We start from the raw sequence: 26,432 nt of genomic DNA on the forward strand, positions 1-26,432 counted from the left end.
TGGTAGAAAAGAATGAATAAACAAGGAAACGACCTCGGATGAGGTCGCACAAGCGTAAATACCGTCCTCCCTTTTGATTTTTCGACCCGGTGATCCAATAGAAATTGATATCCGACCTCATCCGAGGTCGTTTTAACTGCTAATAAAGAGGTGGGGCTATTTCGCAAAAATGAGGTTGTTCTACCAAGCGAAATATATTATTGCACTGGTATATCTTTTTGGTAACACAGTTGATTAGGTACTACTTTTCTTCCTGTGCGGACTAAAGCCCGCGAAACCTATATCTTTCCGAAGGTAAAAAATACCAATATTTACAATCATACAAAAAACTAGGATATTGGCCATTCTCTTTCACTCTTCACATAAGTAAAAGGATACTTCTTCCAATCTGTCACCAGCCCAGCTTTTACGGGATTATTGATGGTATAAGCAAATGCCTGATCATAATGTTTTGCCGATCGGATATAACGATCGTAGTACCCCATCGACCATAAACTCCCTGTTCGATCCATTTTTTTGTTCACATTGTAGCTCGCCCCGCCTTTGATATAACCTACCACATCACCTACATTTTTATAACCCGCAATTACTTCGCCATTCCAGTCTGATGAAACTTGTACTGAAAAATCCAATAAAAGATGTACATGATTAGACATGATGCAGGCTGTTTCCAGCGAATAATATTGGCTGTCGTATTTGCGTATTTGATCCATCACACACCCTGCGATCTCCGCATTCCTAAAAAGATGCTCCTGCTCAGAGTGAGCGTGTAATAATTCTTCTAATTTGTTTTCGTAGTCGCCATGGATTTTCGCGCGTAAAAGTTGTTCCTCCTCTGTGGCATTGGTTGCTATTTGAGCTAATGCGGCTTTCCGTTCTTCTTGTAACGATGCTAATACAATCTTAGGAACAGCATCGTGCGCCATCAGCGTAATGCTAAAGGTGGCTCCTAGATGCTGAAAGTGAGGTTGATTTTTGCGGGTGTATTCAGTTGGTTTCATCATTATTGAGAGGTGTTATCAGGTTTCGCGGGCTTTAGTCCGCTTGTAATCTCAAGCTAAAAAATATTTTTTGGGGTATAAAAAGCGATGGAATTTTATATTGACTTCTTGCTTCTCCCATTGCGGACTAAAGCCCGCGGAGCCTAAACTCAAATCCCCAACAAACCCCAATCTTTCAACTCGTCTTGCGTCTTTTGCCAGTCACTGCTCAAACCAAGGCAGTAGCCGCCGCCACCAGCACCGCAGATTTTGAGGAGGTAATGATCACTGGCCAAGCCAGCTTGCCAAACAGCCTCAACGCTAGGCAGTACCATGGGCGGAAGGTGATCGATTTGGAACTGGCTGATCTGGCGAAAATGCTGCCACAGTGTTTCGAGCTCTCCAGTAAGTAAAGCATCGATAGCTTCATTGTTAGGAGCCATCCAATGGGTGCGAACAGCATTTCGAAAATCCTCTTCCTCATCAAAACGCTGTGTAAAGTAGTTGACCAACGGAGCTGTTTGTCGCGCCTTGCCTGTGTCTAGCAAAAACAGCTTCCACCCGGCCGGTAAGGACGGAATCGTTTCTTTTTGGAAACCACCATCGGGAAGTAAACGTATAGCCTGCTGCAAATAGCTAATCAAGGGATCGGTACCGGAACTGGTGCCATGGAAAAAGCTCTCCATCTGGGCAAAGAAAGCCTTTGCGCCCTCGCTTGCCAGTTGTGCTTCTCCCTTCGGAGTGACGTAAGTGGTGTACACCGCAACACATACAGCACCCGAACTTCCTAAACCATACCCCACAGGAATATTGGAATCCAGATAATAGCCAGCAGCAAGGTCTTCTCGGAATTGCTTTAAATCAAATGCTTCAGGAAAATGCTCCTCTAAATAAGCAGCCAAACCCATTAAGCCCGCTTGCTGAGCGGCCGTTCCTCCTGTTTCCCATTGACTGTACCGTGCCCATAGCGGGGCCGCCAGTGCGCTAGCGCCGCGCAGGATGGTATGCTCTCCGAAAAGCAAGACTTTGGCTGGGATTTTTTTGTCCACTATCAATTTATTTCTCCAACAGGATATCACTGTAAGAATTTTGCAAAAGGTCTTCCTCCGCTATCGCAAACAGATCGAGGTAAAATTGGCATTGCTCATGCAAGCGTTCCGCGCCGATGCTGCCATCTACATCAATGGCCTCGATTTCGACGAAAGTACCCAGCTCTTTTACGGTATCCAGATGAAACTTCACGTTGTCCAGAAAGTAAATTTCGCGCTGTTTGTCGACGATAACTTTCACGCCCAGTGCTGCTTGCAACAACGCGCTTAGCGATTCGCTATCGGCAGGTTTATACAGATGTACTTCCGACGTTTTGGGGCCTGCCTGATCAGGGCGCTGGTAATGAATAAGGTTGTTCTCAATATTGCCCTCGCGAAGTTTCAACCGACCATTGGCTACCTGAAAATAGGTATCAATTTGATGATCAGTTCCCCGAAAATCCGCGTTCCTTTCTATTAGCAACTGACGAATGTCCTCCTGCTCTTTACAGCGGGCTTTTATTTCTATATTCAAATGCATGGATAAAAGTTACTTACTAAACATCCTGTAAATATACACGACTACGATGAGGCCCAAAAGTAAGAACCCCGCCCATTGCCAAAACGGTCGCTGGCGAGTAACGCTCAACGGCTCCGTACTTCCTTTTTGTACAAATCCAGCCCAGAAGAAGGGGTGGCTCAGCCAGCTTTCGTTGGTGGCCATAAACTGTAGTTGGGCTTGTTGTAAGGCTTCGTCTTTGGGCAACTCATTAGCAAGATGATCATAAAAATATTGCATGAGCTGCGCCGAGGCTCTATCGCTTATTTTCCAATGGGTCGTCACCATGCTTTGTGCACCAGCGGCGATAAACGCACGCTCTAGGCCTACAATACCTTCCCCGGCCTGCCATTCTCCCAAGCCGGTTTCGCAGGCGCTTAGCACTACCAGTTCGGCGGCAATAGGCAGTTGGTATATTTCCTCTACCTCTAACTGGTAGTCAGCGGTGTCGCTTTCGGCGAAAGTCAGAAAACTGAAGTCGCCGTGAGTGCTGTTGGCCACTGCGTGAGTCGCCAAATGAAGGATGGAATAATCAGGAGCAAGCGTCCGAAATACTTCTAGCCGAGCAGCATCACCAATAAAGGCATCACAAGGAAATTTCCCGGTTAGATAGGCAACTTCTGCTGCATTTTCATGCAAAGGGCCGGCAGAACGGGTACCATCTCCTCGTAAATAACCCGCCTTAAATCTTGGAGCAAATGCCAGAATTGCCTGTCGTGACGCAACCATGCTTGAGGCTTTTTCATTCAGGTAACTTTCGAGCGTGTAGCGATAATTGAAGCTGTAGCTACGGATAGCAAATGGCCATAAGTTCAAAGACAAATCTCCTGTGGCACCTTGTTGCAAAAGCAGCGAAAAAGGCAGATATGACAAGGCCCCATCCGGCAGCAGCAACAGCCTTGATGTTGCAATACCCTCAATCGGCTGCAACAACAACTGGTACAGCTCATGACTAATCGTAGCCAAAACCTGAAGGTCCTCCGCGCTAGCCTCACTCGGATGATCGTGAATACTTGCACGCAATTGCCCAACCAGCTCCACTAAACGCCTCTCGCCAAAGGGGATTTTCTTAAAAACAACACCGCTATCACTTAGCCCCAGCAAGAACAGCGCTTCCTCTATTGAGTAAAAAGCTACCAGTGTTTGCTGATTTTGCCGAAGTCTAGTTTGTAATGCCTTTGAGTCAAGGGCAACTTCGTCCCAAAGTGCTGGTTGATTTTGCCCAACACGAAGTTGCGCACGCAACTGAATATTTTTGTTCTGCTCCAGCACCTCCAGTGCTTCAAAAAAGTAGCTGACCTCCTTGGTTTGCTGATAAGCCTCCTGAAGAATAGCCAAGGAAAAACGTTGACTAAAGTCTTCTATGCCAGCACTGGTTTGAATATCACGGAGATGAATGAGCTGCTCTCGGTAAGCATAATGGTGCCGGCGGGCCAGCCGATCCGTTCGCAGCGCTTGATGTAACAAGTCGCGCGCTTGCTTCTCAACCAGAAAATGCTGAAAGAAATTACCGGAAAGACTTGCATAAAGATCGGCCAACCGGAGATCTCGATTGGGATCATTGGGCCCCACGGCGTTCACTTGTTCCTCCAACAATGCTTGCCCCTCGCGGTATCGCCCCTGTGTTTGGTAGCAGAGGGCCAAATCTCGCTTAAGTTCCTCCTGTTCAAAAGTAAGCCCCCTTGCTAATTGCNNAAAATGTTCGGCACTGTCCATCTGCCCTAGTCCATAAAGGATATTCCCATACAAAGCCTGAAGCGCTGGCAATTGTTGATCACTAATTTCTCGTGGGGATGTACCCTCCAGCAAGGTTTTAGCCAGTTTTTCCGCCCTCTCAATATTGCCATGGTGATAGAAGAAATGTAACCGAAACAACTGAAAACGGTAATAATTCTCGTCGCTTACCGCTGGATTCTGGATGATCTGTGCCGCTTCCTGCATCCTCCTACTCGCTTGTTGCTCCTTTCCGGTACGGTCTTTTAGGTCTGCGAGGCGAATCAAGTTACTGACCAAGACCTCCTCGTGGTGCTCAATTTGTTGCCTTAACGGAATCGTTTCGAGATGTTCGCAAATTTTTTCCCGCAAGGAAATAGCTGTTTCATACTGTCCGGTATAGAGGTCTAAGAGGAAAGCGTACTGGTCCATTTGTGGTAAAACAGCTATCGAATATTCCGGATAATACCGCCGAACAAGCTGCATACTGCTATCTATATGTTGAAAAGCAGCAGGGAAATCATTCTGTTTTTGATAAACCTGAGAAGCCAGCAGAAAGACCTCTGAACGAAAGATATCCGTTGACAAGCCTGGTGGTAATTCAACACGCAGCATCTTTACAAGATCAGTTAGAATATCCGACCTCGTTGCTTGATCCACTTGCATAGACAGGGTCTGAAGGTGCGCGCGTTCTGCTTGTAACGCAGCCTGCTGCCCAACTAACCCTCCACCAATACAAGAAAACAATAGCCAGAAAAAGAGAAGACTTTTAATAACCGCCTGATAATTGGTAAAAGCAAACAATAGATAAAGGAATTAATCAAGAAGGCCGCATAGCTTCCTTGCTGGCTGGGATAAAGTACTCCCGTTTGCCGTCTTCAGTGATATTTGTTTGCCGAAAATACGAAGAACGCTTCACAACCGGGCTATCGAGCGCTTGGCGATGCAATTGTTCATAAGTAGCATAATCAATGGCGGTCCGTTCAGCAAGGCGTTGCCGCAATTTAAAGCCTTGCACCACCTGCTCCCATCCTGTTTGCAAGCGCCCTTGAAAGACCTTACTCTTGGAACCACTGCCATAGGCGAAAAACCCAAATACGGCATCAGGCGATAAATTATTTTGCTCCAATCCTGCTTCGAGCGTGCCCAACAAGGCCAAGAAAACCGACCCAGCGTACATATTACCTACTTGGCCTGATGCTTCTTCGCTGGGGGCTATACGTTCTGCAACAAAGCTTCGGTAGAGTGGTGTTTTGGTTACTGCTCTCCAAAAACCGGTGAGGGCTTTTTGATAAACAACTTCGTCTTCGAAATCAGTGGATTGTGGCAACTCCAAGCCTATTTGCTCAGCCAAAGCAGCTGCTTGCGCTGTTTGCTGTGTTTCCTGCCAGAAGATTTCACCAAACATTCTTCGCGCCTGAAAGGCATAAGGAAGGTGAAAAACGAGCCGATCCCATTGAATTGCCGTAGGCTCACCATTTACCGCATTAGTTTCGTGGCGGTAATTGATCAAGGCATCCTTGATGCGCTCCTGGTAACAATCATTAGAATAAGGGCCATCAAAAACAGGCGTATCCTTGTGTAAAGTCAAGAGTTGTTCATTACTATCCAGTACTCCTTTTACCTCAATACCATTCTGTAGTTGTTGTGTAAGTTGTTCAACATCAACATAGTTGCGGCTGGCAAGCTGAAGCGCTTCTGCGATCACATCACTTTTCTTTACCTGGCGCAATGGCTTGTAAAAATCATAGACTGCCCGGGTGCTTACGCCCCAATCCGGATCGATAGCCAAGAGGCGAGGATGACGTTTCACCAAGGTGGCGATAGCACCAGCACCCTGCGTGTATTCACCGGTTGATCCTAGTTCGTACTTGGCGTTATCAGCAGCGACAACAATCCCTAAACGGCCCTCTTTTGCCCTTACCCAATCAAGCGTGTTTTGCAAAGCATCAACAGCACCAATACAAGCAAAAGTCAAATCGACTACGTCACAATTGAGGAAACAGTCTGGACCATAAATTGGCGTAAAATAGGCTTGCAACATCTGTAGTGCATAGGTCGCCGTGGGTTTTGCGCCATCAATCGCGCTCTCTGTCCCTAGGTACATACGACCGATCTGCTGAGGGCGGAGGTCATTTTTTTCAATGAGCTCACGTACAGCATTGGCCATCATGGTAGCGGCATCTTCGCCAACATCAGGAATAGCCATAGCTGTTAATCCCAAACCTTTGTTCAACTTAGCGTATTCGATGCCCCGGGCATCCGCCAAAGTAGCAATCGGTAGGTACACCTCGGGGATATAAGCTGCCAAATCATCAATACCTGCGGGAATCTGCTCGTACTTCTCCATGATAATTATCCTGATAAAAAGTCAAAATTAACAGGAACCAAACAAAAAGGAATGCCTTCGGTTCATAAACAGCAATTGCTAGCTGTTCTTAATTACGATTCCTGAAAACACAAAACTCCACATATAACACTAAAAATCAAAAACTTACTCCCTCACCCCACTAGATGTATAGTATGCAATTAGGAACGATTAAACAGCAGTCTCCAATAGGAAACCTCCAACTTTACTCAACCCCCAACGTTTTTTCTTGTTTCAAATAAATTGACGACTAAGTACTAAATTTGCGTTCCAGAAAATTAACAGCATGATTATTCTTCTTTCTCCTGCAAAAACATTGGATGAAACCCCTGTACATGGTATCCCTCACACGGAACCTCGATTACTTCCTCAAAGTGCACAATTGATTAAAAACTTGCGCCGGAAGTCGGTTGCAGACTTGCAGGGCTTGATGAAGATTAGCGAAAAGCTAGCAGTGCTTAATAAAGGACGTTACAAAACGTATTCGGAAACCTTTACCGAAGAAAATGCCAAGCCAGCAGCACTCATGTTCAAAGGTGATGTTTATACGGGATTGGAAGCCAACAACTTCACGGATAAAGAGTTGGCTTTTGCCCAAGAGCATATACGTATTCTCTCTGGCTTGTATGGTTTGCTACGCCCACTGGACTTGATCCAACCCTACCGATTGGAGATGGGTACTTCCCTTAAGTTGGGTCGCAAAAAAAACCTTTACGAATTCTGGGGTGATCAAATTACAGAATTGGTTCAACAAGATCTAGATAATGTAACAGGTGATACCGTCTTGAATCTCGCTTCACAGGAATATTTTCAAGCTGTAAAGACTGCTAAACTTAAGGGGAGGCTGATCAACATTCACTTCAAAGAAAATCGTGATGGCAAATTAAAGGTGATCTCCTTCAATGCCAAGAAGGCCCGCGGCAAAATGGCACAACTCATCGTCAAAGAACAAATCACCGAAGCCGAACAAATCAAGGAACTCGTCGCCGACGATTACATTTATCAGAAGGAAGGTTCTACGGATTCCGACTGGTTATTTGTGAAATAGCCTGGTGCTTTAAGTCGGAAAAGGAAGGCTATTTCACAGCTACTAATATTCCTCGTTCAAACAACCTTCTTACTTATCTTTTGCTCTTTATGCTGCATTGAGAGCATATTTAGGACTTGTTCCTGCTGCGAATCAAGGCTTTACGAACCTGACTTCGCCGCGAAATACTCGTTTAGCCCGCTAAACTCGAATTTCGCAGCTTCGCCAGAACCGCAACTCCTTGATTCTCGCTACGAAACCGTCCAAAACAAGCTCTGAGAATAAATTCCGCCCTAAACCTAGCTAATTCCTTGAAAATCCGTAATTTTGCGCTTCTATGAAAAATAGCTTATTAATAAGTTTATCCGCTGTTCTGCTTCTTATGCTTACAACTGCTTGCAAAAGCGAGTTTGAGCGTATCCGTACGAGTGGTGACCCTACTGAAATTCTCGCCAAGGCTGATGCCTATTACGACGCAGAAGAATACCTCAAAGCACAGACTTTGTACGAATTGGTTATTAGTAGCTTCCGGGGCCGCCCAGAAGCTGAAACCATTTCCTACAAGTATGCTTACACCTACTACAATCTGGAGCAATACATTCTCGCAGCTTATTACTTCAAAAACTTTTCGTCTACCTACGGGGCTAGTCAGTACCAGGAGGAAGCGCAGTTTATGCATGCTTACAGCAACTATAAACTGTCACCGACTTTCCGGTTGGATCAATCCTATTCCTTGACTGCCATTGAGGCTTTTGAAGAATTTGCCAATCAGCACCCCGCTAGCGAAAGGGTAGCAGAATGCAACACCCTTATTGACGAAATGCGTAAGAAACTGGAAGTAAAAGACTTCGAAGCAGCAGTATTGTACTTCGACCTTCAACAATACCAGGCAGCTATACGTTCTTTTGAAAACCTTTTGATTGAATTTCCGGATACTAAGAAGGCCGAAGAAATTCGTTATAAGATTGTTCGTTCCGCTTACCTGCTTGCACAAAACAGTTTTGTCGAAAAGCAAGAAGAGCGCTACAATGATATGTTAAAGCGAGCCGAAATCTATCTAGCCCGTTACCGCAGTAGCGAAAATGCAGTAGAGGTACAGAAAATGATTGACGGAGCTCAAAATCGATTAACACAACTGGAATATGTCAGATATTAAGAACAAAGTGCAGGGGCTTGATCCTAACGTTCGCGCACGCGATGTACACGGATTGGCAAGCAAAACAGAGAACATCTACGAGACGCTCAACATCATATCGAAGCGTGCACGTCAGTTGGCTGTTGACCTCAAGCATGAGCTAAACACGAAACTCGAAGAGTTTGCGGTTTCTTCTGATACCATCGAAGAAATTACCGAGAACAAAGAGCAAATCGAAATCTCTAAATTCTACGAGCGCTTACCGAACCCGGTAATCATTGCTACGGAAGAATACCTCAACGATGAGTTGTACCACCGGTATAACGACAAAAAGAACGTGGAAGAGTAAAATCTTTCAGGTCTTATAACGCTTTAAATCAGTGCAGTCGACAGGGTATTTCCATCCTTGTCGACTGTTCTTGCTTATATGAAAGAGATAAAAGGCAAAAAAATAGTACTCGGAATTAGCGGTAGTATCGCGGCCTACAAGGCAGTGGTACTCACTCGCTTGTTGGTAAAAGCAGGTGCGGAAGTACAAGTACTGATGACGCCTGCAGCTACCAAGTTTGTTCAACCGCTGACCTTTGCCACGCTCAGTAAAAGGCCTGTTTTTACGGAAGTGACCGCTGGCGAAGCCTGGAACAACCACGTAGAATTAGGCCTTTGGGCTGACGCTATGCTGGTAGCTCCTGCTACGGCCAATACCTTAGCTCGCCTTGCCAACGGCATTTGCGACAATATCATTTCGGCGGTTTACCTTTCTGCTCGCTGTCCTGTATTTGTAGCTCCTGCCATGGATGTAGACATGTGGCACCATCCTAGTACTCAAAGAAACATCGACCTTTTAGCCACCTATGGCAATCATCTAATCCCTGTGGGAAACGGTGAACTAGCCAGTGGCCTCGTTGGAGAAGGGCGCCTTGCAGAACCAGAGCATATTGTCGATTACCTGGGGCGCTTTTTTGGCAAAAGCCAACTGCTCAAAGGGCAAAAAATACTCATCACTGCTGGCCCCACTTACGAAGGCATTGACCCTGTACGATTTATAGGTAACCGTTCTTCCGGAAAAATGGGTGTTGCCCTCGCACAAGCAATCCTTCAACAGGGAGGAGAAGTAATACTGGTCCTCGGCCCTTCTGCACTTAAGCCAGAAGGAGAAGGCCTTCAGCTTATCCGAGTAGAATCTGCGCAGGAAATGTATGATGCCGCAGTATCCGCTTTCCCCGATTGCCAGGCCGGTATTATGGCGGCAGCCGTTGCCGATTACCGTCCGGTGAATATGGCAACTGAGAAAATCAAAAAATCCGATGACAGGATGACCATCGAACTGGTCAAAAATCCGGATATCGCGGCCCAGCTTGGTCGCCAAAAGCAGACACACCAGCGCCTCATTGGCTTTGCCTTGGAAACAACCCAGGGGGAAGCTAATGCCAAAAGTAAGTTGGCTCGCAAAAATCTCGACTTCATAGTATTGAACTCCCTGCAAGATTCCGGTGCCGGGTTTGGTGTGGATACCAACAAGGTTAGTATCTTCAGTTCGGACAATAAAGTTTACCATTTTGAGTTAAAAACCAAGGACGCTGTTGCCCAAGACATTGTCGCAACCACCTTACTCGACATTAAGTCTAAAGACTAAAAATACAACATGAGAAATTGGATACTTTTGGCCTTCCTCCTGGGCTTTACCGGCCTTGTACAGGCACAAGAACTAAATGCTACTGTAAAGGTTAATTATCAGCAGGTGCAATTGGTAGACCCCAGCGTCTTTGCTACATTGGAACAGGCTGTTACCGAATTCATCAACCAAAAATGGACCGATGACATCTACGACCTAGATGAGCGTATTGACTGTAATTTTATCCTGACGCTCCAAAAGGAAGTTTCCGCTACAAGTTTCGAAATGAATTTGGCGATACAATCTTCTCGCCCCATTTTTGGTACAGACCAAAACACTCCCCTGCTTAATACCATCGACGCTTACGTAACGTTCGACTATGAGCAATACCAGCCATTGCAGTTTAGCGAAAACCGCTTTGACAACAACCTGACTTCTATACTCGCTTTTTATATTAATGTTATTCTAGGGATGGATTACGACTCCTTCTCTCCTACAGGCGGTGAGCCTTTTTTCCAAAAGGCGCAGGAGATTGTCAACAATGTCCCTTCAGGCCTTTATGGTACTTACCTTGGTTGGTCATCTACGGATGCCAGTAACAGCCGAGGCAGCCGAAACCGCTACTGGATTATGGAAAATTTCCTTTCGCCAAGAATGAAGCCGTTGCGCCTTGGCATGTATCAATATCACCGCCTTGGCCTCGATATGATGACGCAGGATATTGTACAGGCCCGAGCGGCGATTGCCGAAGTGATCAGCACCCTTGGCCAGGTAGACCAGTCCTACCCAAATGCTATTCTTACCCAGCTTTTCCTCAATGCGAAACGCGAAGAAGTTATCGAATTATTCCGGCGCGGTACCAATACGGAACGAACAACAGTACGGCAGGTAATGACCAGAGTGGACCCCGCTAATGGTGCAGATTACCGAAGTCTTTAAACCAAAGCCTTAGCTGGACCTTCAGCATTTTACCGAAAGTCCGGTTTAAGAAAAATCGCAATTTATTTTCTGCGCAATACTTCGTATATGTTTTCTCGCTGGCACCCAATACGCTTAACCGTATTCCTATTATTGATAGGTATTGGCCCGCTTTCGCAGAAACTCAACGCGCAAATGCGCGATATCCAAACCGAACTCCAGTGGGGTAGTCTTGAAAAAGGCCCTTCAGGTAGCTACATTACCAAGGTAGTCGCCGCCGGCGAATGGGGTGCCTTCCTTTTGCGTTATCGCCCAGCACGTGGATTCAATAAAGAACTCTATTGGTTAGAAGAATTTGACACACGCTTTGGCCTTCGCGCAAGGCATGAGGTAAACCTTTCTCCCAAAGGTGCAGACCTAGAAGATATCATCAGTTTGCGAGGACAACTATACCTGATCACCAGTAGAACACTAGCAGAAGCAACTCAGGTATTTGCCCGCCCCCTTAGTCCACGAGCACAGGTTACAGGCACTGAAAAGCTGTTGGCGGACATGGAGAAAGATGAAAAATTTCGCCGCAATCAATTCGATATTGAATACAGCCGCGATAGCAGCCACCTTTTACTTTATAACCAACTTCCTCCTGAAAAAGAAGGCCCGGAACGCTTTACTCTGCGGGTATTTTCTGATGACTTCTCTCTTCTATGGTCACGTGATGTAATCCTCCCTTATCGAGATCAAGGTTTTAGTATACGTTCTTACCAGGTAGACACCGATGGGAATGTCTACCTACTCTGCCGTCAGGTTACGGGTACGAAGGAAGACCGCATACCACCTAAATATATGGTCTATGCATACCGACGCAACGGACAGGAAGAAGTCGCTTATCAACTTGACATTGAAGGTATAAGTTTTCTTAACCTGAGGCTAGAACTAGCTGGCAATGGCGACCTCGTTTGTGCTGGCCTCTACGGTATCGGAGGGCAAGTTGGCAGTAAAGGCATCGGACATATCAGAATTAACCCACTCACGAAGGAAGCCTCCAAGGTAGACCTTCTTCCTTTTCCAGAAACCTTCCTGGAGCAAGCTGGACAATCCTTGCAGCGAGGAACAGCACCTGTACTTATCCGGTACCAACTCCGCGACCTAACCCTGCGCTCTGATGGTGGAATTGTTTTAGTGGCTGAACAGTTTTTCCGGCAAAACCGTACGGAAATGAGCCCAATGACCGGGCCCCAGTTTACGAGTTTCGATAATTACAATGACATCCTCATTGCCAACATTGCCCCCGACGGCACCTATACCTGGCTCAAGCGCATCCCCAAACGACAAGAGACTCCCAATGACAGAGGGGCCATTTCCTCCTTTACACAGGTAACCGTACAAGACCGGTTCATCTTTCTTTATAATGACAATCCGGAAAACTTTAACCCGGATAGCAAACGTATTTCAGAGATGGATGGCCGAGACGCCGTACTTGCGCTTAGTGAGATTCGCCGCGACGGAGAGTTAAATACCATCCCTCTTTATGTAAGCAAAGATGCTGATGTAATTACTTATCCCCGCCGCTGCCATCAAATTGGTGCTCGCCTTGTACTTATTTACGGAGAAGATGGGCGAGATTACAGGCTGGGCCTCCTCAAGCTTTAGGGACATTACATCCTAGAAGTGAAGGCATTGGTCTATTCTAAGCCCATCGCTATTGTATTATTCCATTATATTGTAGTGCTCAAATCATCAATTTCCTAAACACAAACACCTTTTAATGCTCTTTAGACTTTTATGGCTCGTTCTCATCGGTGCCGCCGCTTATTACCTTTTCAATCTTTTAGTCGGTTTGGTAAACGCCAACAAATGCAGCTACTGTGATGGTCATGGCTATTGGGAAGGAACGCGGGGAGAAAAGAACTTTTGTAAAACCTGTAATGGTACGGGGAAAGCTAAATAATAACTCATTCTATCCGGTCTTCCCTCTTTTAAAACAACCAAAAACCACCTCACTATGCATTTAGGAGCATTTTCTATCAGCCTTGCCGTTAAAGACCTTCAAGTCTCTAAAGACTTTTACGAAAAGCTGGGTTTTACAGTTTACGCTGGCCAGCAGGAGAAGAATTACTTGATTATGAAAAACGGAAACGCCCTCGTTGGCTTATTCCAGGGAATGTTTGAGCAAAACATCCTGACCTTCAACCCCGGATGGGATGAAAATGCCAGTCCGCTTGATACTTTTGACGATGTAAGGGTTATTCAAAAAGACCTCAAAAGCAAAGGTGTAGCACTCACCACCGAGGCCGACGAAACCACCAGCGGCCCCGCCAGCTTTGTGATCATGGACCCCGACGGTAATCCGATCTTGATTGATCAGCATGTATAGTCGTAAGACAAGCGTATTACTGCTCAATATTGTTGAGCTTTTTGAACGTTTTAGTTACTATGGGATAAGAGCTTTGATCGTACTGTATGTTACAGCGCCCGATGGTTTTGCCATGAGTAATGAGTCAGCTATCGACTATGTCTCCACCTTCACCATGGCACTGGCATTGGTTGCAGTGCCATTTGGTTTACTGTCAGATCTGGTGCTCAAGCAAAAAAATGCCGTAATTATTGGTGGGAGCTTTGCATTATTGGGTAGTCTCCTCCTTTTGAGTCATCAAGCTGCTATAATTGGACTCGGCATTATAATGCTCCTGATCGGCACCGGATTAGTAAAGAATAATCTACTTGTTCTATTAGGTCGTTTGTTTCGCAAAGAAGATCAGAAGCGAGACTTAGCGTTTATACTACGCATTATTGCCATCAACTTCGGCTCGTTTCTAGGAATAATGACCATCGGTTATATTGGTGAGGTGATGGGGTATGCTTATGGCTTTGGCATCGCCGCCTTAGCCATCTTCATCTATTTGGCACTCTTCTTAATCATTAGGAACAAGCTAGACTTGCAAGAAGAAACATTACCCTTTACCCCATTAGCAGATCCATTACTGCTTGATCAAGAGCAGCGGGTTATGCCTCGGCGTAATTCCTTTTATACTATTTTACTTATTATTTTTCTTTCATTCCTTTTTTTCGAGATATCAGGTACCCTTTCATCCTTTTTTCGTGATTCCTTCAATCAGATTGACAGGTTCTTTTTCAATCAACAGGAATCATCTATTTGGTTCGTTGAAACCTTTTATTTCGTCAGTGGCATAATAATGGCACTTGCTTTGTTATTCATCTGGCGCAAAAAATCACCCCTTAGCTCTTGGCAAAGATTCACCCTTGCATTTTTCGGCGTCCTTTTGGTCAGCCTAATACTCATTGGCTCTGATTACCTCACGGATATCCCATTGCAAGTAAGTATTATAGGTGCTGGTATCCTGATAGCAGGCGTAGAAGTAGCTATGAGTGCAGTGTCCCTATCTTACATTACTCGCCTGAGTGAACCTAAATATGCATCAACAACGATTGGCGCTTTTTTCCTCTTCAGTTACCTCTGGACGGAAGGAGTAACTTATCTAGAAAACAATTTCTCTGTAGAGGTTTCACTGACTCATTGTTTTTACTTGGCGCTCATCATCGGCCTTGTTCTTGTTCTTTTCCGGAAAGAATGGTCGACTTTAAGTGGTGGATTGAGATAACGAGAGACTATTTTAAATTTGTTATTTTTGAATTGCTTTTTGTCCCTCCTTCCATAACAAACACCTAATATGATCTCTCTTTCAAATGAATATATGAATGCGTTGGCCACGCAAATCATTTTCATAAGTGTCTTCCTGGGTGGATTCTCTGCTACACTATTGGTAACCCTACTGGTAGCTGACAATGAGCGCAAAATGATGAAGGTCCTAATTGTCAGTTCAGCAAGTGCGGCCATCCTGTTTATCATTGCTACTTTCGCCATGACCGAGCTGGTAATGTTTACTACTCCTGGTTTTCCATTCAAGATCGATGAAGGAGAAATGATACGCGCCCGTACTTTCGGCACACTCGCTCATATTGGAGGTATTTTAGCACTAATGTTCACCATTGGGGCTTCCGGCTGGTTAAAATCAAGGCGATTAGGAATTACTACTACGATTTTGGGAACAATTGGGCTTATCGCTATTATTGTCTTGTTTTCCTAAAAAGCACACCTATGAGTTTCCTCACTGCCGAATGGCGAAAACTGGTCTTCGCAAATTATGTTATCGATCCCAAGGTATTGGAACCTTATGTTCCCTTTGGCACCGAATTGGACCTTTGGCAAGATAAGTGTTATATCAGTTTGGTTGGGTTTATGTTTGTCGACGTCCGTTTATTAGGGATCAAGATTCCTTTTCATGTCAATTTCGAGGAAGTCAACCTACGATTTTATGTACGTCGACTCGAGAAGGGCGAATGGAAGCGCGGTGTTGTTTTTATCAAAGAGATTGTCCCCAAACCAGCCATCACTTTTGTCGCCAACACCATCTATCAGGAAAACTACCAGACCCTAGAAATGCGCCACCGCTGGGAAGAAACAGATACGAGTAGAGTCGTGGAATATCAATGGAAAATGCAGCAAGATTGGTTCACCTTTCAGGTAAATGCTGATCGGGCTACTAGCTCCATTGAACCCGGTGGTGAAACAGAATTCATTACCGAACACTACTGGGGTTATGCTCATGCTGGCCCCAAGAAAAGCAATGAATACGAGGTGACACACCCAAAATGGGAACAATACAAGGTAAATGATTACCAAATTGATGTAGATTACGGTAAGGTTTACGGACCAGACTTTGCTTTTTTAAACCAGGAACAACCTTCTACTGTCATGCTCGCTGAGGGCTCAGCCATCACCGTAGAAGGTAAACGTAAAATCTCTGAATAATGAATGGACAAAAAACGGTATTACAAATCCTTGCAGGAATGCTTGTTTGCATGGGTGCTATTTTAGTATTTCTATTTTACAGTAAAGGGTCCAGTACCTTGCTCAGTGCAGGAGGCGCGTTTTTGATGGGCTTTGCACTTTTATTCATCGCTCGTAATTTACCTGCATCGAAGGAAAAGGAGAATACCGAGAGGCAAGAATCTTCTTAACAAGAAAACTCCACTTTATAATTAGCCCTTTAAGCAATGACCATCCAGCAAGCTATTCCAATCATTCAAGAATTAACAACCAACCAACTGGTCTTCACTGGTCTACTGCAAGATGCCAACCCGAAAATGATTCTTTGGCGGCCACAACCTGAGCATTGGTGCCTACTGGAAGTCGTTTGCCACCTTTATGATGAAGAAAGGGAAGATTTCCGGCAGCGGATAAAACTTCTTTTGGAAGACCCTACGCAACCACTGCCACCATTTGACCCCACAAAATGGGTGCAGGAACGCGCCTATCTTGCCCAAGATTACACGGCAAAAACAGCTGCATTCCTCAAAGAAAGGACGGCTTCTATAACTTGGCTACAATCACTCACTTCGCCAGCTTGGGACAACACTTATCAACATCCCAAACTCGGCCCCATGAGTGCTGGTTTGTTTTTAGCCAACTGGTTGGCCCATGATCAACTGCATATTCGGCAAATCAATCGTATCAAGAGAGCTTATCTTCAACAAACAACGGACATAGATTTGAGTTACGCCGGAAATTGGTAAAATCATTTAGCGAAAATTCGCTAAATTAGCCAATCCTAACCGAAAAGACTTGTCTACAATGGAAACATACGCCGCTGTACTTGCTTACGCCATCCCTGGTTTTATGGTTTTGATCCTCATTGAATCACTAGTCGCTCGCTGGCGAGGCGTCAAAGTCAATCATGCAGCGGATACCATCTCCAGCCTCAGTTCTGGCATGACCAATACCCTAAAAACCCTCATGGGCCTGGCCGTCATTATCCTTAGTTACGAATGGATGGTTGGGCACTGGGCACTGTTTGATCTGCCAGCGGCAGGTTGGGTCTATGCACTGGCTTTTGTTGGCCTTGATTTCAAGGGCTACTGGTCACATCGCTGGAACCATGAAATCAACCTGTTCTGGAATCGCCATGTCATTCACCATAGTAGTGAAGAGTTCAATCTCTCTTGTGCCTTACGGCAGGATGTTTCCGCATTTGTTGGTGTTTATTTCTTTCTCTATATCCCTATGGCCCTACTTGGTGTACCCACGGAGGTGGTCGCCTTCATTGCGCCCATCCACTTTTTCAGCCAATTTTGGTACCACACCCGTCTGATCGACCGTATGGGGCCATTGGAGTCCATCATGGTTACGCCCTCCCATCACCGAGTACATCATGCCATCAATGACGAATATCTAGATAAGAATTTCTCCGAAATCTTCATCATCTGGGATAAGCTGTTCGGCACATTTCAGGAAGAACTTAAAGAAGTACCACCTGTATACGGCACCAAGCGTCCGGCGGGTACATGGAACCCCATCTTGATCAACTTCATGCACGTTTGGAGTATCTTGCAAGATGCCTGGCACACCCGCTCGTGGTGGGACAAGGTCCGCATCTGGTTTATGCCCACCGGCTGGCGCCCCGCCGATGTGCTCGAGAAATATCCTATTCCCTATTACAAAACAGCAGGTGAACAGAAAAAATACGACAGCCATCTTTCACGTCCATTAAACTATTGGTCATGGATACAATTGACCATCAACTTTGTATTGATGTACCATCTCATGTTTGAGATTGGCACGCTTACCTTCATTGAGATTCTATGCTATGGCGGCTTTTTGATGCTTTCCATTTTTGCCTACACTACGCTGATGGATCGTCATCGACTATCCTTTCTATTGGAAGGCTTGAAGTTCATCTACGGACTGGGAGTAATCTACCTCCTTCAAGGATGGTTTGGCTTAGGAGCTGTGGGAAGTTGGCTGATTGTAGCCTACCTTGTAGGCTCCTTAATATGCTGCTTCTATTTTGTCCGGTCGGAGGTCTGGTCAATTCGCAACCGTAAGTTAGCTTAACTAAACACTAAAAATTATCAAAGTTCCTTTTTCTCTAAAGGTAACAGTGTTAGATGACAGCGTTTACCTTTATCAGATCAGCGATAAAAATGGGCGTCTATCTTTTGCCAAGGTGATCAACTACTGGCAAACATCGCCTGATTTCCGGCAATTCTATAACAGATTGTTAGCCGAAAGCCCATTCGATGCTTACTTCTGGGAGCACCCTCCTTTATCGAAAGGCCTCCTTAATCAAGATTACGAATTTGTCCTGGTCAACAGCCCTGCTTTAGCGCATGTCAAAGCATCTACTAAGCCCTTTTCTGCCTTTTTTGATACACACAAAATGGTTGTTGATTTTCCAAATTTACGAGGTGATGCTCATTTATTAGTACCCTGCCCGATACAAGAGGCCCAATTTCCTCATCTGGCTGCATTTTGCCGTACAGCTACTATTGCACATACACATCAGTACTGGCAAGCCCTTGGCCATCTACTCGCAACGCAAGTTACTGACGAAAAACGTTGGCTGAGTACTTCAGGCTTAGGGGTGTACTGGGTACATATTCGCTGGGACAAAAGGCCCAAGTATTATACTTTCAGAAAATACCGTAGTTAACTTTTCTGCTAGCCTTCCAATACTCCAACCAACTCCTGAACTTTAGTAATTGTAAAATTGGGAAGGATATCGGTTTTGTTATCTCGCTCATGACTAACCCAGCATGTTGGGCAGCCGTAGTCGTTTCCTCCTTTTATATCAGAATGGAGATTATCGCCAATCACTAAGATTTCTTCTTTAGCAACAGGATGAGGGAGATTTTGGTAGACATGCTCAAAAAAAGCAGTATGTGGCTTGGCTACACCTATTTCATCCGATACAACAATGCTCTTGAAGTGGTCACGCAGTTTTAATAAATCCAAGCGAGGGCGTTGTACTTCCTTCAGTCCGTTAGTGATGACCCCAAGGTGATACTGTTTCCCAAGTTGCTCAAGTAATGCGGGTACACCTTCATAAGCTTCACTCAATTGAACCAGATTATCCAAAAATCTTTTACTAAAAACCTGGGGTTCAGAAGGTGTTAATCCTATTGCCTGAAAAAGTAATTCAAATCGTTCAATACGTAACTTCTCGGCTGACATTTCTCCTTTCTCAAAGGCTGTCCACACTTGGTGATTGACGGTTTTGTACACTTCGTGAATATCTTCTGTACAGGTCGTGTCAAAATCACGAAAACTTTGCCACAAAGCATGCTTACTGGTATTGGTAAAGTCTACCAAGGTATTATCAAAGTCAAACAGTAACCATTGGAATTGAGGCATAACTATTTTTATTTCAATTTCACCGGAACAACCCCTGGAAAATTTTCTTCTACCCACTTGATAGGGGCTGGATTTTTGTCACCGGTTTGGGTGTCACACTTAAAGAACAGATAAAAAAGTTGATTGTACCCCTGTAGGCGATCAATTAAGCGCTCCATCCGTTGTGCCCCGCGCTCAGGTTGCTTAAAAAGAACCATGTCCCGCCAGATATAATAGACCTCATCATGATTTTGAACAATATTGAGCAATGCTTCATCGTCAACGAATTCCTCCAGAAACCGGCGTGCTAAAACGGCATGATGGCGATGCCAATTGCGGGGCTCGCGTTTATCCTCCTGGAACTTGAAAGTATCGTGTACCAGCGCCACTATTCGCAGCCATTCCCGCTCTTTATCAGTAACCTCTAAACAATCAATATTTGCTAAAACTTCTTTAACATGCTTATAAACCTCCCCTTCCGGATGGCCATAACGGGGAAGCCCCCATAACATTCCCTCTATCACTAGAGGATGCTCAATGAGCGCTCTTTCCAAGGCCGTTTCTACTCCGAGTTCCTCGGCTAAGTCGATTGTTTTCGCTGATGTTTTATTGCGCATGAAGCTAAAGCCTGTTCTTGACCAAGTCCGGCCCGCAAAATACAACATTACAAAGGGAGTATCACTATATAATCAGGACAACAAAGTTATTTGAGGTTCTCCACAGTCATATTACTTCCTATGTACTGAATGTACTGGGACTAAAAATTAACGCCCCTAAGGATCGATAAGTTGCTTTCTCAAAAGTACCAAACAATCCCACGCTAATCCCCAAATAACAAAAGACACAACTAAAAGCCGTTATTCTAAATTATTGTAAAATAATATTGTGAAAAAATAGAATAAATACCTAATTTAATTCCGACTTACAATCCTAATCTGATTTTACTGTTCTTCTACCATTTAAAATCAATCGCTTATGGGATATGACACCAACAATATTCGTAACGTAGTCTTACTAGGACATCCTGGTTCGGGAAAAACTACCCTGGCGGAGTGTATGCTCTTCGAAGCAGGGAGCCTTTCTCGCCGGGGATCCTCTACAGCAGGGAATACCGTCTCTGATTACACCAACTTGGAAAAAGAAAGGGGCAATTCCGTTTTTTCAGCGCTTCTTCATGCCAGCTGGAAAGACAGTAAAATCAACATTATCGATACACCCGGCTACGATGATTTCGTAGGAGAAGTTATTTCATCTTTAAAGGTGGCAGACACAGGAGTCATGCTCCTCAATGCACGTAGTGGTGTAGAAGTAGGCTCAGAATTGATCTGGGAATACATTGAAAGCTTTAAAACACCCGCCTTATTTGCCATCAATCACCTTGATCATGAAAAAGCCGATTACGATAATACGCTTGAGCAGGCAATAGCTCGCTTTGGCAACAAGGTAATCCCTGTACAATATCCACTCAATCCTGGCAGAGACTTCAACACCATTGTTGATGCCTTGCGAATGACCCTCTATGTCTTCCCCAAAGATGGTGGCAAACCCACCAAGGAAGCTATCCCTCCCGCAGAAATGGACCGGGCAATGGAGCTTCACAACGCCCTCGTTGAAGCAGCAGCAGAGAATGACGAAGGATTAATGGAAAAATTTTTCGAAGCAGGTACCCTGACGGAACAAGAGCTTGCCACTGGCCTCAGAATTGCAATTGCCAACCAGGAGCTTTTTCCCGTCTTTTGCTGTGCCGCCGAACACAACATGGGAAGTGGCCGAATTATGGGGTTCATCAATGATGTTTGCCCTAGTCCAGCAGATCGACCAGCAGCAGCACTGGAAGATGGCGGTGAACTTGCTTGCTCGGCAAGCGGTGATACAACCATTTTCATTTATAAAACTATTTCTGAGCCCCGCGTAGGTAATGTTTCTTATTTCAAGGTATTCAGTGGTGTCTTGACCGCCGGAGACGAGTTACAGAACGCCTCCACTGGACAGACAGAACGTTTCACACAATTATTTTTAGCCAACGGCAAGGAACGCACGAATACAACAGAAGTACGTGCCGGCGACTTGGGGGTTACACTAAAGCTAAAAGACTCTCACTCCAATCAAACACTCAACGCTAAAGGTCATAAGCGTAGCATTGAACCTATGCACTTTCCTGAATCACGCATTCGTGTAGCCCTCGAACCACCTGGCAAAGCAGAGATGGAAAAGCTGATGAAAGCCCTTCATATCATCGAAGAAGAAGACCCCACCCTTCACGTGGAACAGTCACCCGCACTTAAACAAACACTGGTTCATGGCCAAGGGCAGTTACACCTAGATCTGATACGCTACCGGATTGAAGAACTCAACGGCATTCACATGAATTTCATCCGCCCTCGCATTTCTTATCGCGAGACGGTCACAGGAACTACCGATACCAGCTACCGTCATAAGAAACAAAGCGGAGGCTCGGGCCAATTTGCCGAAATCCACCTCCGTATTGAGCCCTACCACGAAGGAATGCCTGAACCAGAGGGATTAAACGTACGTAAGAAAGAGACAGAAGAACTTCCTTGGGGAGGCACCCTGTCCTTCTATTGGTGTATTGTTGGAGGTAGTATCGATGCGAAATACGCTAATGCGATTAAAAAGGGTATCCTTCAACGGATGGAAGAAGGGCCACTTACAGGCTCTCCCTGTCAGGACATCCGAGTTTCGGTATACGATGGAAAAATGCACGCTGTTGATTCCAATGATACGGCCTTTATGATTGCAGCAAGAATGGCCATCAGAGATGCGTTCAAAAATGCCAGCCCGCAAGTACTGGAACCTATTTATGATCTCGAAGTCTTGTGTGATGCCGACGTCATGGGAGATATAATGGGAGATCTCCAAACTCGCCGAGCAATGATCTCTGGGATGGACTCAGATGGACATTACCAAAAAATCATCGCCAAGGTGCCACAATCTGAGATGTATCAGTACTCCTCTACTTTAAGGTCACTAAGCCAAGGGCGAGCCAAGTTCACTCGCCGCTTTGCGGAATACAATCCATTACCTTTTGATATTCAGGAAAAATTAATGGCTGGCTACGAGGAAGAAGAGATTGAGGCGTAAGTAGGAGGTTCTGTACGCTGAACTAGAAATGTAAATGCATGAATGTATTTACACAAATGGGGATAAAAACACCCCCTATTAAAAGAATAGGATCGTAGTAAAAGACTACGATCCTATGTATTTTTGGTTCTTAAGCCACAGCAAGCTATCTCTGGCTAAAACAGATTTAGTAATTAAAATTCTGCCGTCCGCGGAGCACGAGGGAATGGAATCACATCACGTATATTGGTAATACCTGTGATGAATTGTACCATCCGTTCAAAGCCAAGACCGAAACCTGCGTGAGGTGCTCCTCCGAAACGGCGCAAGTCTGTGTACCACCAAAGCTCTTCCTCTGAAATATTCATCTCTCCCATCCGCTTGAGAAGCATATCCTGGCGCTCTTCCCGCTGTGAACCACCGATTACTTCACCGATGTAAGGGAAAAGAACGTCCATTGCAGCAACGGTTTTGTCATCGTCATTCATCCGCATATAGAAAGCCTTGATATCTTTAGGGTAATCCCTAACGATTACTGGCTTCTTGAACTTCTTCTCTACCAAAAAGCGCTCATGTTCGGCCTGTAGGTCAACTCCCCAAACCGGCTCAAACTCGAACTTGCCTTTTTTGAATGGCTTGCTATTGCGCAGCATATTCACTGCTTCCGTATAGGTGATGCGCTCGAAATCGTTCTCTACCACAAAACGAAGCATCTCAATCAATCCCATTGGGCGACGATCAGCCTGGGGCAGATTCTTCTCAGCATTTTGAATACGCTTATCCAGCAATTGAAGATCGCTGTCAAAGTTATCCAAGACATAGTTGATCAAGTATTTGACAAAGTCCTCTGCCAAATCCATGTCGTTCTCTAGATCAAAAAAGGCTGCCTCTGGCTCAATCATCCAAAACTCCGACAAGTGACGGGTCGTATTAGAATTTTCCGCACGGAAAGTAGGCCCAAAAGTATAGACTTTCCCTAGTGCCATTGCACCAATCTCAGCCTGTAGCTGACCAGAAACAGTAAGGTTGGTCGGTTTACCAAAAAAGTCTTTATTGTAATCAACAGTACCTTCTTCAGTACGTGGTAAATCCTCAGGGTCCAACGTACTCACCCTAAACATTTCACCAGCACCTTCGGCATCACTACCCGTAATAATAGGCGTGTGCAGGTAATAGTAACCACGATCATTGAAGTATTTGTTTACGGCATAAGCCACGGCGTGACGAATACGAAAAACAGAACTAAAAGTAGCCGTACGCATCCGCAGATGGGCTTGCTCTCGTAGAAACTCTACCGTTTGTTTTTTTGCTTGCAAGGGGTAATCTTCCAAATTATTCTCGCCCAGAATCTCAACTTCCTTAGCCACAACTTCTACCGCCTGGCCACTCCCCTGACTTTCTACAACGGTGCCAGTAACACTGATACACGCGTGAAATTTGATCTTACTGATCAAGTCTTCAGGGAAATTTTCAAAGTCTACAACAATTTGTAATGTTTCTGAAGTAGAGCCATCATACAACGCTATAAAGCGCCGGCCTCGGTAAGCACGTACCCAGCCCATAACCGTTACATCGGAATCAATGGGGGGGGTCTGTAAGATTTTTGCGATTTCTGTTCTGGTAATCATTCCCGCTTATCTTTTTATTGCAGACTCTAACGCGAAAGGGCAGGATACTGTTCCCTTTACCACGACGGAGGCCGTTCAAAATAAAGCGCGAAGATAGAAAGAAGCTGGGAATTGAGTAACTATTAATGCCTCTTACCTTTTGTAAAAACTCGCTAATTCGTAGCTTTTGGGTAATGGACGCTCCTGCACAGTCGCAGTTTGAGGCAAATCACCACGCACAGCAAAATCAATAATTGCATTTGTCACCCTAGGGGTGCCTAAATGGTGTTTAGCGCCAAGAGGCAAATACAAGGCACTGCCCGGCCAGTAAGCATGAAAGCCCAAAGCCTGATTCCCTGATGTAATCTCATCTTGAGGGTCATGAACTATCAATGCCGGAATATGACCTAAAGCTGCCGACCCTCGGCCAATATCAAAAGAGCGAAAGCGATCGCCTGCCGCCTCTTCAATACAGTTTTCAAACTCCTGATAAACCAGCCGATTCAAACCCAGACCGTTTTTAAACGATTTAAAGACGCTGGTTTGCGCATTACTGAAAGCGCCCATCACCACCATTCGTTGAGGGTGCAACGCCTTGGGTAAAAAAGACATGGCTTGTACACTACACGATCCTCCAAAAGAATGGCCAATGGTTATTTCCGGACGACCATAATGGCAAATCAGGTCTGATATAATATCGACGTTTTCTACAAAATTCAGTCGCTCTCGTACGGCCTGCCCGTGCCCGGGCGGGTCATAGGCAATCACACGATACCCCGCTTCGACCAATGGCCCTACAAAATAGCGCCACCTCCCAGTATTATAACCCCAACCATAACTCAGTAAAATATAAGGAGCTTCTTCGGCGCCCCAGTGATACTCGACAATGCTTCGTCCTGCACGCACACTATCAAGTCGAGTAGCTGTACCCAAAAAATCAAGCTCCTTCTCTCGTAGTTGCGGCTTGGGTGGAGTCGTAAAAAGACGATAGGCCTTTAGTCCTGCACGCTTTTTGCTGAATAGCGAGGAGAGGTTAACATTCAGACCAATCGTTTTGAAGATAAGTTGTTGATAATTCATAAACCTAAGGATTAAACCAACTGGTTCTTGGCAGAAGTTAGAATTTGTACATAGCGGCCTACAAATGATTCCAAATGCATTTCATCGCCTGTGAGCTTGTAAAGCGTAATCGCTCCTTCGTACTGCAAGAGCATGAGGTAAGCTTGTTCTTTGGCCGCTTCCTCTGGCATTACCTTGCCTACTAAGAGCGCAAAAACCTGCTTCCACTCATCGTAAAAGGCCATCAGCAATTCATTGTGAATGCCTTCCTGGCCCATCTCCATGATTACATTGGTAAAAAAACAGCCGCGCTGATCTATTTTTGCCAAACGGTTTTGTCGACGGAGCATTTTCTCTAGCCGTTGCTCCAATGGCAGCGCCTCATCGTCTGCGATAGCCAGCACGTAGTCACGGAAAAAATCCATTGAAAACACTAACACAGCATGCATCAGGTCTTCTTTAGAACCAAAATGATGGAGTAAGCCAGCTTTGCCCAGCCCCGCAGCCTTGGCCAGCATACTAATCGAAGACCCCTTGTAACCATGTAAATTGATCACTTCCCAGCAGCGCAGCAGGATATCTTCTTTTGTTGTTTTTTGTACTGGCATAATCTTGCTAACCGTTCGGTCGGTAAGTTAATTGTTTTTGACTTATAACGCAAGTTAGGTAGCAGAAAAACATAACTTACCTACCCAACGCAGTTGTATAAAACCACTGTCTTAAAAAGAAAACGCACCACTAATGAAGTCTATTAATTTCCTCCTCGTATTTTCGTTTTTCATGCTGTTACAGGGGTCTTCTGCCTGTAATCAAGCCAAAGACACTCCTATTATCGACCCTGAATTACTTTTAAACTGCTGGACGCACGTCCACGAAGAAGTACTGGAAGAAGGGCGCTATTTTCAACCTTGTGATTTTTCTGAACTTCCTGCAAGTAGATACCGCGCCACTTACGACCTCCAGGAAGGAGGCGTCTGCACCTACATGGTACTGGCTCCCAACGATGCCCATTACTCCCTTACCGGAACATGGGAATACGATGCTAAAAATGCACAACTAAAAGTTTACGATGCTGACCAAATATTAGTCGCCGACTTAGAGGTGTTGGAGCTAACTGAAAACAGGTTGATTGTCAGCCCTTAGTATTGCAC

At 45.2% G+C, this 26,432-nt stretch carries 27 protein-coding genes; 17 read left to right on the forward strand and 10 right to left on the reverse strand.

Annotation, left to right across the window (positions count from 1 at the left end; translation table 11 throughout):
• Positions 1–329 precede the first annotated feature (329 nt).
• From ACRBG0_RS05515 to ACRBG0_RS05535, 5 genes are all read right to left on the reverse strand, one after another.
• Positions 330–1,004, reverse strand: a complete 675-nt coding sequence (locus tag ACRBG0_RS05515) for a transposase (RefSeq protein ID WP_431485902.1) — start codon at positions 1,002–1,004, stop codon at positions 330–332.
• 146 nt (positions 1,005–1,150) lie between these two features.
• On the reverse strand, positions 1,151–2,029 hold the full coding sequence (locus tag ACRBG0_RS05520; protein WP_431485903.1) for a mevalonate kinase family protein: 879 nt from the start codon (positions 2,027–2,029) through the stop codon (positions 1,151–1,153).
• Positions 2,030–2,036: 7 nt separating this feature from the next.
• The gene (locus tag ACRBG0_RS05525) at positions 2,037–2,549 is read right to left on the reverse strand and encodes a class IV adenylate cyclase (RefSeq protein ID WP_431485904.1); all 513 of its coding nucleotides are present in this window, start codon (positions 2,547–2,549) and stop codon (positions 2,037–2,039) included.
• Positions 2,550–2,558: 9 nt separating this feature from the next.
• The gene (locus ACRBG0_RS05530) at positions 2,559–4,148 is read right to left on the reverse strand and encodes a CHAT domain-containing protein (RefSeq protein WP_431486119.1); all 1,590 of its coding nucleotides are present in this window, start codon (positions 4,146–4,148) and stop codon (positions 2,559–2,561) included.
• Positions 4,149–5,100: 952 nt separating this feature from the next.
• Positions 5,101–6,630, reverse strand: a complete 1,530-nt coding sequence (locus ACRBG0_RS05535; protein WP_431485905.1) for a hydroxymethylglutaryl-CoA synthase family protein — start codon at positions 6,628–6,630, stop codon at positions 5,101–5,103.
• A gap of 304 nt (positions 6,631–6,934) precedes the next feature.
• Here ACRBG0_RS05535 and yaaA point away from each other — a divergent pair, with 304 nt between their 5' ends.
• From yaaA to ACRBG0_RS05610, 15 genes are all read left to right on the forward strand, one after another.
• Entirely contained in the window at positions 6,935–7,696 is a 762-nt protein-coding gene (gene yaaA / locus ACRBG0_RS05540) for a peroxide stress protein YaaA (protein ID WP_431485906.1), read from the forward strand.
• Positions 7,697–8,012: 316 nt separating this feature from the next.
• Positions 8,013–8,831: an outer membrane protein assembly factor BamD gene (locus tag ACRBG0_RS05545; RefSeq protein ID WP_431485907.1), complete on the forward strand. Its 819-nt coding sequence runs from the start codon at positions 8,013–8,015 to the stop codon at positions 8,829–8,831.
• Positions 8,818–9,159 (forward strand): DNA-directed RNA polymerase subunit omega, encoded by a 342-nt coding sequence (locus ACRBG0_RS05550; protein ID WP_431485908.1) that lies wholly within the window; start codon positions 8,818–8,820, stop codon positions 9,157–9,159. Before ACRBG0_RS05545 ends, ACRBG0_RS05550 begins: the two co-directional genes overlap by 14 nt.
• A gap of 78 nt (positions 9,160–9,237) precedes the next feature.
• Positions 9,238–10,446: a bifunctional phosphopantothenoylcysteine decarboxylase/phosphopantothenate--cysteine ligase CoaBC gene (coaBC, locus tag ACRBG0_RS05555; protein ID WP_431485909.1), complete on the forward strand. Its 1,209-nt coding sequence runs from the start codon at positions 9,238–9,240 to the stop codon at positions 10,444–10,446.
• Positions 10,447–10,455: 9 nt separating this feature from the next.
• Complete coding sequence (locus ACRBG0_RS05560; RefSeq protein ID WP_431485910.1) at positions 10,456–11,364, forward strand: DUF4835 family protein; 909 nt, start codon at positions 10,456–10,458, stop codon at positions 11,362–11,364.
• Positions 11,365–11,538: 174 nt separating this feature from the next.
• The gene (locus ACRBG0_RS05565) at positions 11,539–12,993 is read left to right on the forward strand and encodes a hypothetical protein (protein ID WP_431485911.1); all 1,455 of its coding nucleotides are present in this window, start codon (positions 11,539–11,541) and stop codon (positions 12,991–12,993) included.
• Positions 12,994–13,108: 115 nt separating this feature from the next.
• Positions 13,109–13,291, forward strand: coding sequence for a hypothetical protein (locus tag ACRBG0_RS05570; RefSeq protein WP_431485912.1), 183 nt, complete (start codon positions 13,109–13,111; stop codon positions 13,289–13,291).
• Positions 13,292–13,345: 54 nt separating this feature from the next.
• A complete protein-coding gene (locus ACRBG0_RS05575; RefSeq protein WP_431485913.1) occupies positions 13,346–13,717 on the forward strand; it encodes a VOC family protein in 372 nt (123 codons plus the stop codon).
• On the forward strand, positions 13,710–14,963 hold the full coding sequence (locus ACRBG0_RS05580) for an MFS transporter (protein WP_431485914.1): 1,254 nt from the start codon (positions 13,710–13,712) through the stop codon (positions 14,961–14,963). The genes ACRBG0_RS05575 and ACRBG0_RS05580 overlap by 8 nt, the downstream gene beginning before the upstream one ends.
• Positions 14,964–15,032: 69 nt before the next feature.
• Complete coding sequence (locus ACRBG0_RS05585) at positions 15,033–15,449, forward strand: hypothetical protein (protein WP_431485915.1); 417 nt, start codon at positions 15,033–15,035, stop codon at positions 15,447–15,449.
• Positions 15,450–15,460: 11 nt separating this feature from the next.
• Positions 15,461–16,174, forward strand: a complete 714-nt coding sequence (locus ACRBG0_RS05590; protein ID WP_431485916.1) for a YqjF family protein — start codon at positions 15,461–15,463, stop codon at positions 16,172–16,174.
• Positions 16,174–16,383 (forward strand): hypothetical protein, encoded by a 210-nt coding sequence (locus tag ACRBG0_RS05595; RefSeq protein WP_431485917.1) that lies wholly within the window; start codon positions 16,174–16,176, stop codon positions 16,381–16,383. The genes ACRBG0_RS05590 and ACRBG0_RS05595 overlap by 1 nt, the downstream gene beginning before the upstream one ends.
• A 36-nt stretch (positions 16,384–16,419) precedes the next feature.
• Positions 16,420–16,938, forward strand: coding sequence for a DinB family protein (locus ACRBG0_RS05600; protein WP_431485918.1), 519 nt, complete (start codon positions 16,420–16,422; stop codon positions 16,936–16,938).
• Between the two features lie 58 nt (positions 16,939–16,996).
• Positions 16,997–18,256 (forward strand): sterol desaturase family protein, encoded by a 1,260-nt coding sequence (locus tag ACRBG0_RS05605; RefSeq protein WP_431485919.1) that lies wholly within the window; start codon positions 16,997–16,999, stop codon positions 18,254–18,256.
• A 46-nt stretch (positions 18,257–18,302) separates the two neighbouring features.
• A complete protein-coding gene (locus ACRBG0_RS05610; protein WP_431485920.1) occupies positions 18,303–18,854 on the forward strand; it encodes a DUF6940 family protein in 552 nt (183 codons plus the stop codon).
• 8 nt (positions 18,855–18,862) lie between these two features.
• Here ACRBG0_RS05610 and yjjG read toward each other — a convergent pair whose 3' ends face one another.
• Together yjjG and ACRBG0_RS05620 are read right to left on the reverse strand one after the other, a co-directional pair.
• Positions 18,863–19,555, reverse strand: a complete 693-nt coding sequence (gene yjjG, locus ACRBG0_RS05615; protein WP_431485921.1) for a pyrimidine 5'-nucleotidase — start codon at positions 19,553–19,555, stop codon at positions 18,863–18,865.
• A gap of 8 nt (positions 19,556–19,563) precedes the next feature.
• Positions 19,564–20,151, reverse strand: a complete 588-nt coding sequence (locus ACRBG0_RS05620; RefSeq protein WP_431485922.1) for an HD domain-containing protein — start codon at positions 20,149–20,151, stop codon at positions 19,564–19,566.
• Between the two features lie 358 nt (positions 20,152–20,509).
• On the opposite strand from ACRBG0_RS05620, the gene ACRBG0_RS05625 reads away from it, so the two are divergent.
• Positions 20,510–22,636, forward strand: coding sequence for an elongation factor G (locus tag ACRBG0_RS05625; protein ID WP_431485923.1), 2,127 nt, complete (start codon positions 20,510–20,512; stop codon positions 22,634–22,636).
• A 173-nt stretch (positions 22,637–22,809) separates the two neighbouring features.
• Here ACRBG0_RS05625 and asnS read toward each other — a convergent pair whose 3' ends face one another.
• The 3 genes from asnS to ACRBG0_RS05640 all read right to left on the reverse strand — a co-directional run bounded on the left by asnS (position 22,810) and on the right by ACRBG0_RS05640 (position 25,889).
• On the reverse strand, positions 22,810–24,243 hold the full coding sequence (gene asnS / locus ACRBG0_RS05630; RefSeq protein WP_431485924.1) for an asparagine--tRNA ligase: 1,434 nt from the start codon (positions 24,241–24,243) through the stop codon (positions 22,810–22,812).
• A gap of 132 nt (positions 24,244–24,375) precedes the next feature.
• Complete coding sequence (locus ACRBG0_RS05635; RefSeq protein ID WP_431485925.1) at positions 24,376–25,302, reverse strand: alpha/beta fold hydrolase; 927 nt, start codon at positions 25,300–25,302, stop codon at positions 24,376–24,378.
• 11 nt (positions 25,303–25,313) lie between these two features.
• Positions 25,314–25,889: a TetR/AcrR family transcriptional regulator gene (locus ACRBG0_RS05640; protein ID WP_431485926.1), complete on the reverse strand. Its 576-nt coding sequence runs from the start codon at positions 25,887–25,889 to the stop codon at positions 25,314–25,316.
• 133 nt (positions 25,890–26,022) lie between these two features.
• Here ACRBG0_RS05640 and ACRBG0_RS05645 point away from each other — a divergent pair, with 133 nt between their 5' ends.
• Positions 26,023–26,424 (forward strand): hypothetical protein, encoded by a 402-nt coding sequence (locus ACRBG0_RS05645; RefSeq protein WP_431485927.1) that lies wholly within the window; start codon positions 26,023–26,025, stop codon positions 26,422–26,424.
• Positions 26,425–26,432: the final 8 nt, after the last annotated feature.

The sequence above is a fragment of the Lewinella sp. genome (genome assembly GCF_050633125.1).
Taxonomy (GTDB): Bacteria; Bacteroidota; Bacteroidia; order Chitinophagales; family Saprospiraceae; genus Lewinella.

What these genes read in the sequence shown, in the direction of transcription:
- ACRBG0_RS05515 (WP_431485902.1), bottom strand. Translation starts at nt 1,004, where the DNA reads ATGATGAAACCAACTGAATACACCCGCAAAAATCAACCTCACTTTCAG.
- ACRBG0_RS05525 (WP_431485904.1), bottom strand. Translation starts at nt 2,549, where the DNA reads ATGCATTTGAATATAGAAATAAAAGCCCGCTGTAAAGAGCAGGAGGAC.
- ACRBG0_RS05535 (WP_431485905.1), bottom strand. Translation starts at nt 6,630, where the DNA reads ATGGAGAAGTACGAGCAGATTCCCGCAGGTATTGATGATTTGGCAGCT.
- yaaA (WP_431485906.1), top strand. Translation starts at nt 6,935, where the DNA reads ATGATTATTCTTCTTTCTCCTGCAAAAACATTGGATGAAACCCCTGTA.
- ACRBG0_RS05545 (WP_431485907.1), top strand. Translation starts at nt 8,013, where the DNA reads ATGAAAAATAGCTTATTAATAAGTTTATCCGCTGTTCTGCTTCTTATG.
- ACRBG0_RS05550 (WP_431485908.1), top strand. Translation starts at nt 8,818, where the DNA reads ATGTCAGATATTAAGAACAAAGTGCAGGGGCTTGATCCTAACGTTCGC.
- coaBC (WP_431485909.1), top strand. Translation starts at nt 9,238, where the DNA reads ATGAAAGAGATAAAAGGCAAAAAAATAGTACTCGGAATTAGCGGTAGT.
- ACRBG0_RS05560 (WP_431485910.1), top strand. Translation starts at nt 10,456, where the DNA reads ATGAGAAATTGGATACTTTTGGCCTTCCTCCTGGGCTTTACCGGCCTT.
- ACRBG0_RS05565 (WP_431485911.1), top strand. Translation starts at nt 11,539, where the DNA reads ATGCGCGATATCCAAACCGAACTCCAGTGGGGTAGTCTTGAAAAAGGC.
- ACRBG0_RS05570 (WP_431485912.1), top strand. Translation starts at nt 13,109, where the DNA reads ATGCTCTTTAGACTTTTATGGCTCGTTCTCATCGGTGCCGCCGCTTAT.
- ACRBG0_RS05575 (WP_431485913.1), top strand. Translation starts at nt 13,346, where the DNA reads ATGCATTTAGGAGCATTTTCTATCAGCCTTGCCGTTAAAGACCTTCAA.
- ACRBG0_RS05580 (WP_431485914.1), top strand. Translation starts at nt 13,710, where the DNA reads ATGTATAGTCGTAAGACAAGCGTATTACTGCTCAATATTGTTGAGCTT.
- ACRBG0_RS05585 (WP_431485915.1), top strand. Translation starts at nt 15,033, where the DNA reads ATGATCTCTCTTTCAAATGAATATATGAATGCGTTGGCCACGCAAATC.
- ACRBG0_RS05590 (WP_431485916.1), top strand. Translation starts at nt 15,461, where the DNA reads ATGAGTTTCCTCACTGCCGAATGGCGAAAACTGGTCTTCGCAAATTAT.
- ACRBG0_RS05595 (WP_431485917.1), top strand. Translation starts at nt 16,174, where the DNA reads ATGAATGGACAAAAAACGGTATTACAAATCCTTGCAGGAATGCTTGTT.
- ACRBG0_RS05600 (WP_431485918.1), top strand. Translation starts at nt 16,420, where the DNA reads ATGACCATCCAGCAAGCTATTCCAATCATTCAAGAATTAACAACCAAC.
- ACRBG0_RS05605 (WP_431485919.1), top strand. Translation starts at nt 16,997, where the DNA reads ATGGAAACATACGCCGCTGTACTTGCTTACGCCATCCCTGGTTTTATG.
- yjjG (WP_431485921.1), bottom strand. Translation starts at nt 19,555, where the DNA reads ATGCCTCAATTCCAATGGTTACTGTTTGACTTTGATAATACCTTGGTA.
- ACRBG0_RS05620 (WP_431485922.1), bottom strand. Translation starts at nt 20,151, where the DNA reads ATGCGCAATAAAACATCAGCGAAAACAATCGACTTAGCCGAGGAACTC.
- ACRBG0_RS05625 (WP_431485923.1), top strand. Translation starts at nt 20,510, where the DNA reads ATGGGATATGACACCAACAATATTCGTAACGTAGTCTTACTAGGACAT.
- asnS (WP_431485924.1), bottom strand. Translation starts at nt 24,243, where the DNA reads ATGATTACCAGAACAGAAATCGCAAAAATCTTACAGACCCCCCCCATT.
- ACRBG0_RS05635 (WP_431485925.1), bottom strand. Translation starts at nt 25,302, where the DNA reads ATGAATTATCAACAACTTATCTTCAAAACGATTGGTCTGAATGTTAAC.
- ACRBG0_RS05640 (WP_431485926.1), bottom strand. Translation starts at nt 25,889, where the DNA reads ATGCCAGTACAAAAAACAACAAAAGAAGATATCCTGCTGCGCTGCTGG.
- ACRBG0_RS05645 (WP_431485927.1), top strand. Translation starts at nt 26,023, where the DNA reads ATGAAGTCTATTAATTTCCTCCTCGTATTTTCGTTTTTCATGCTGTTA.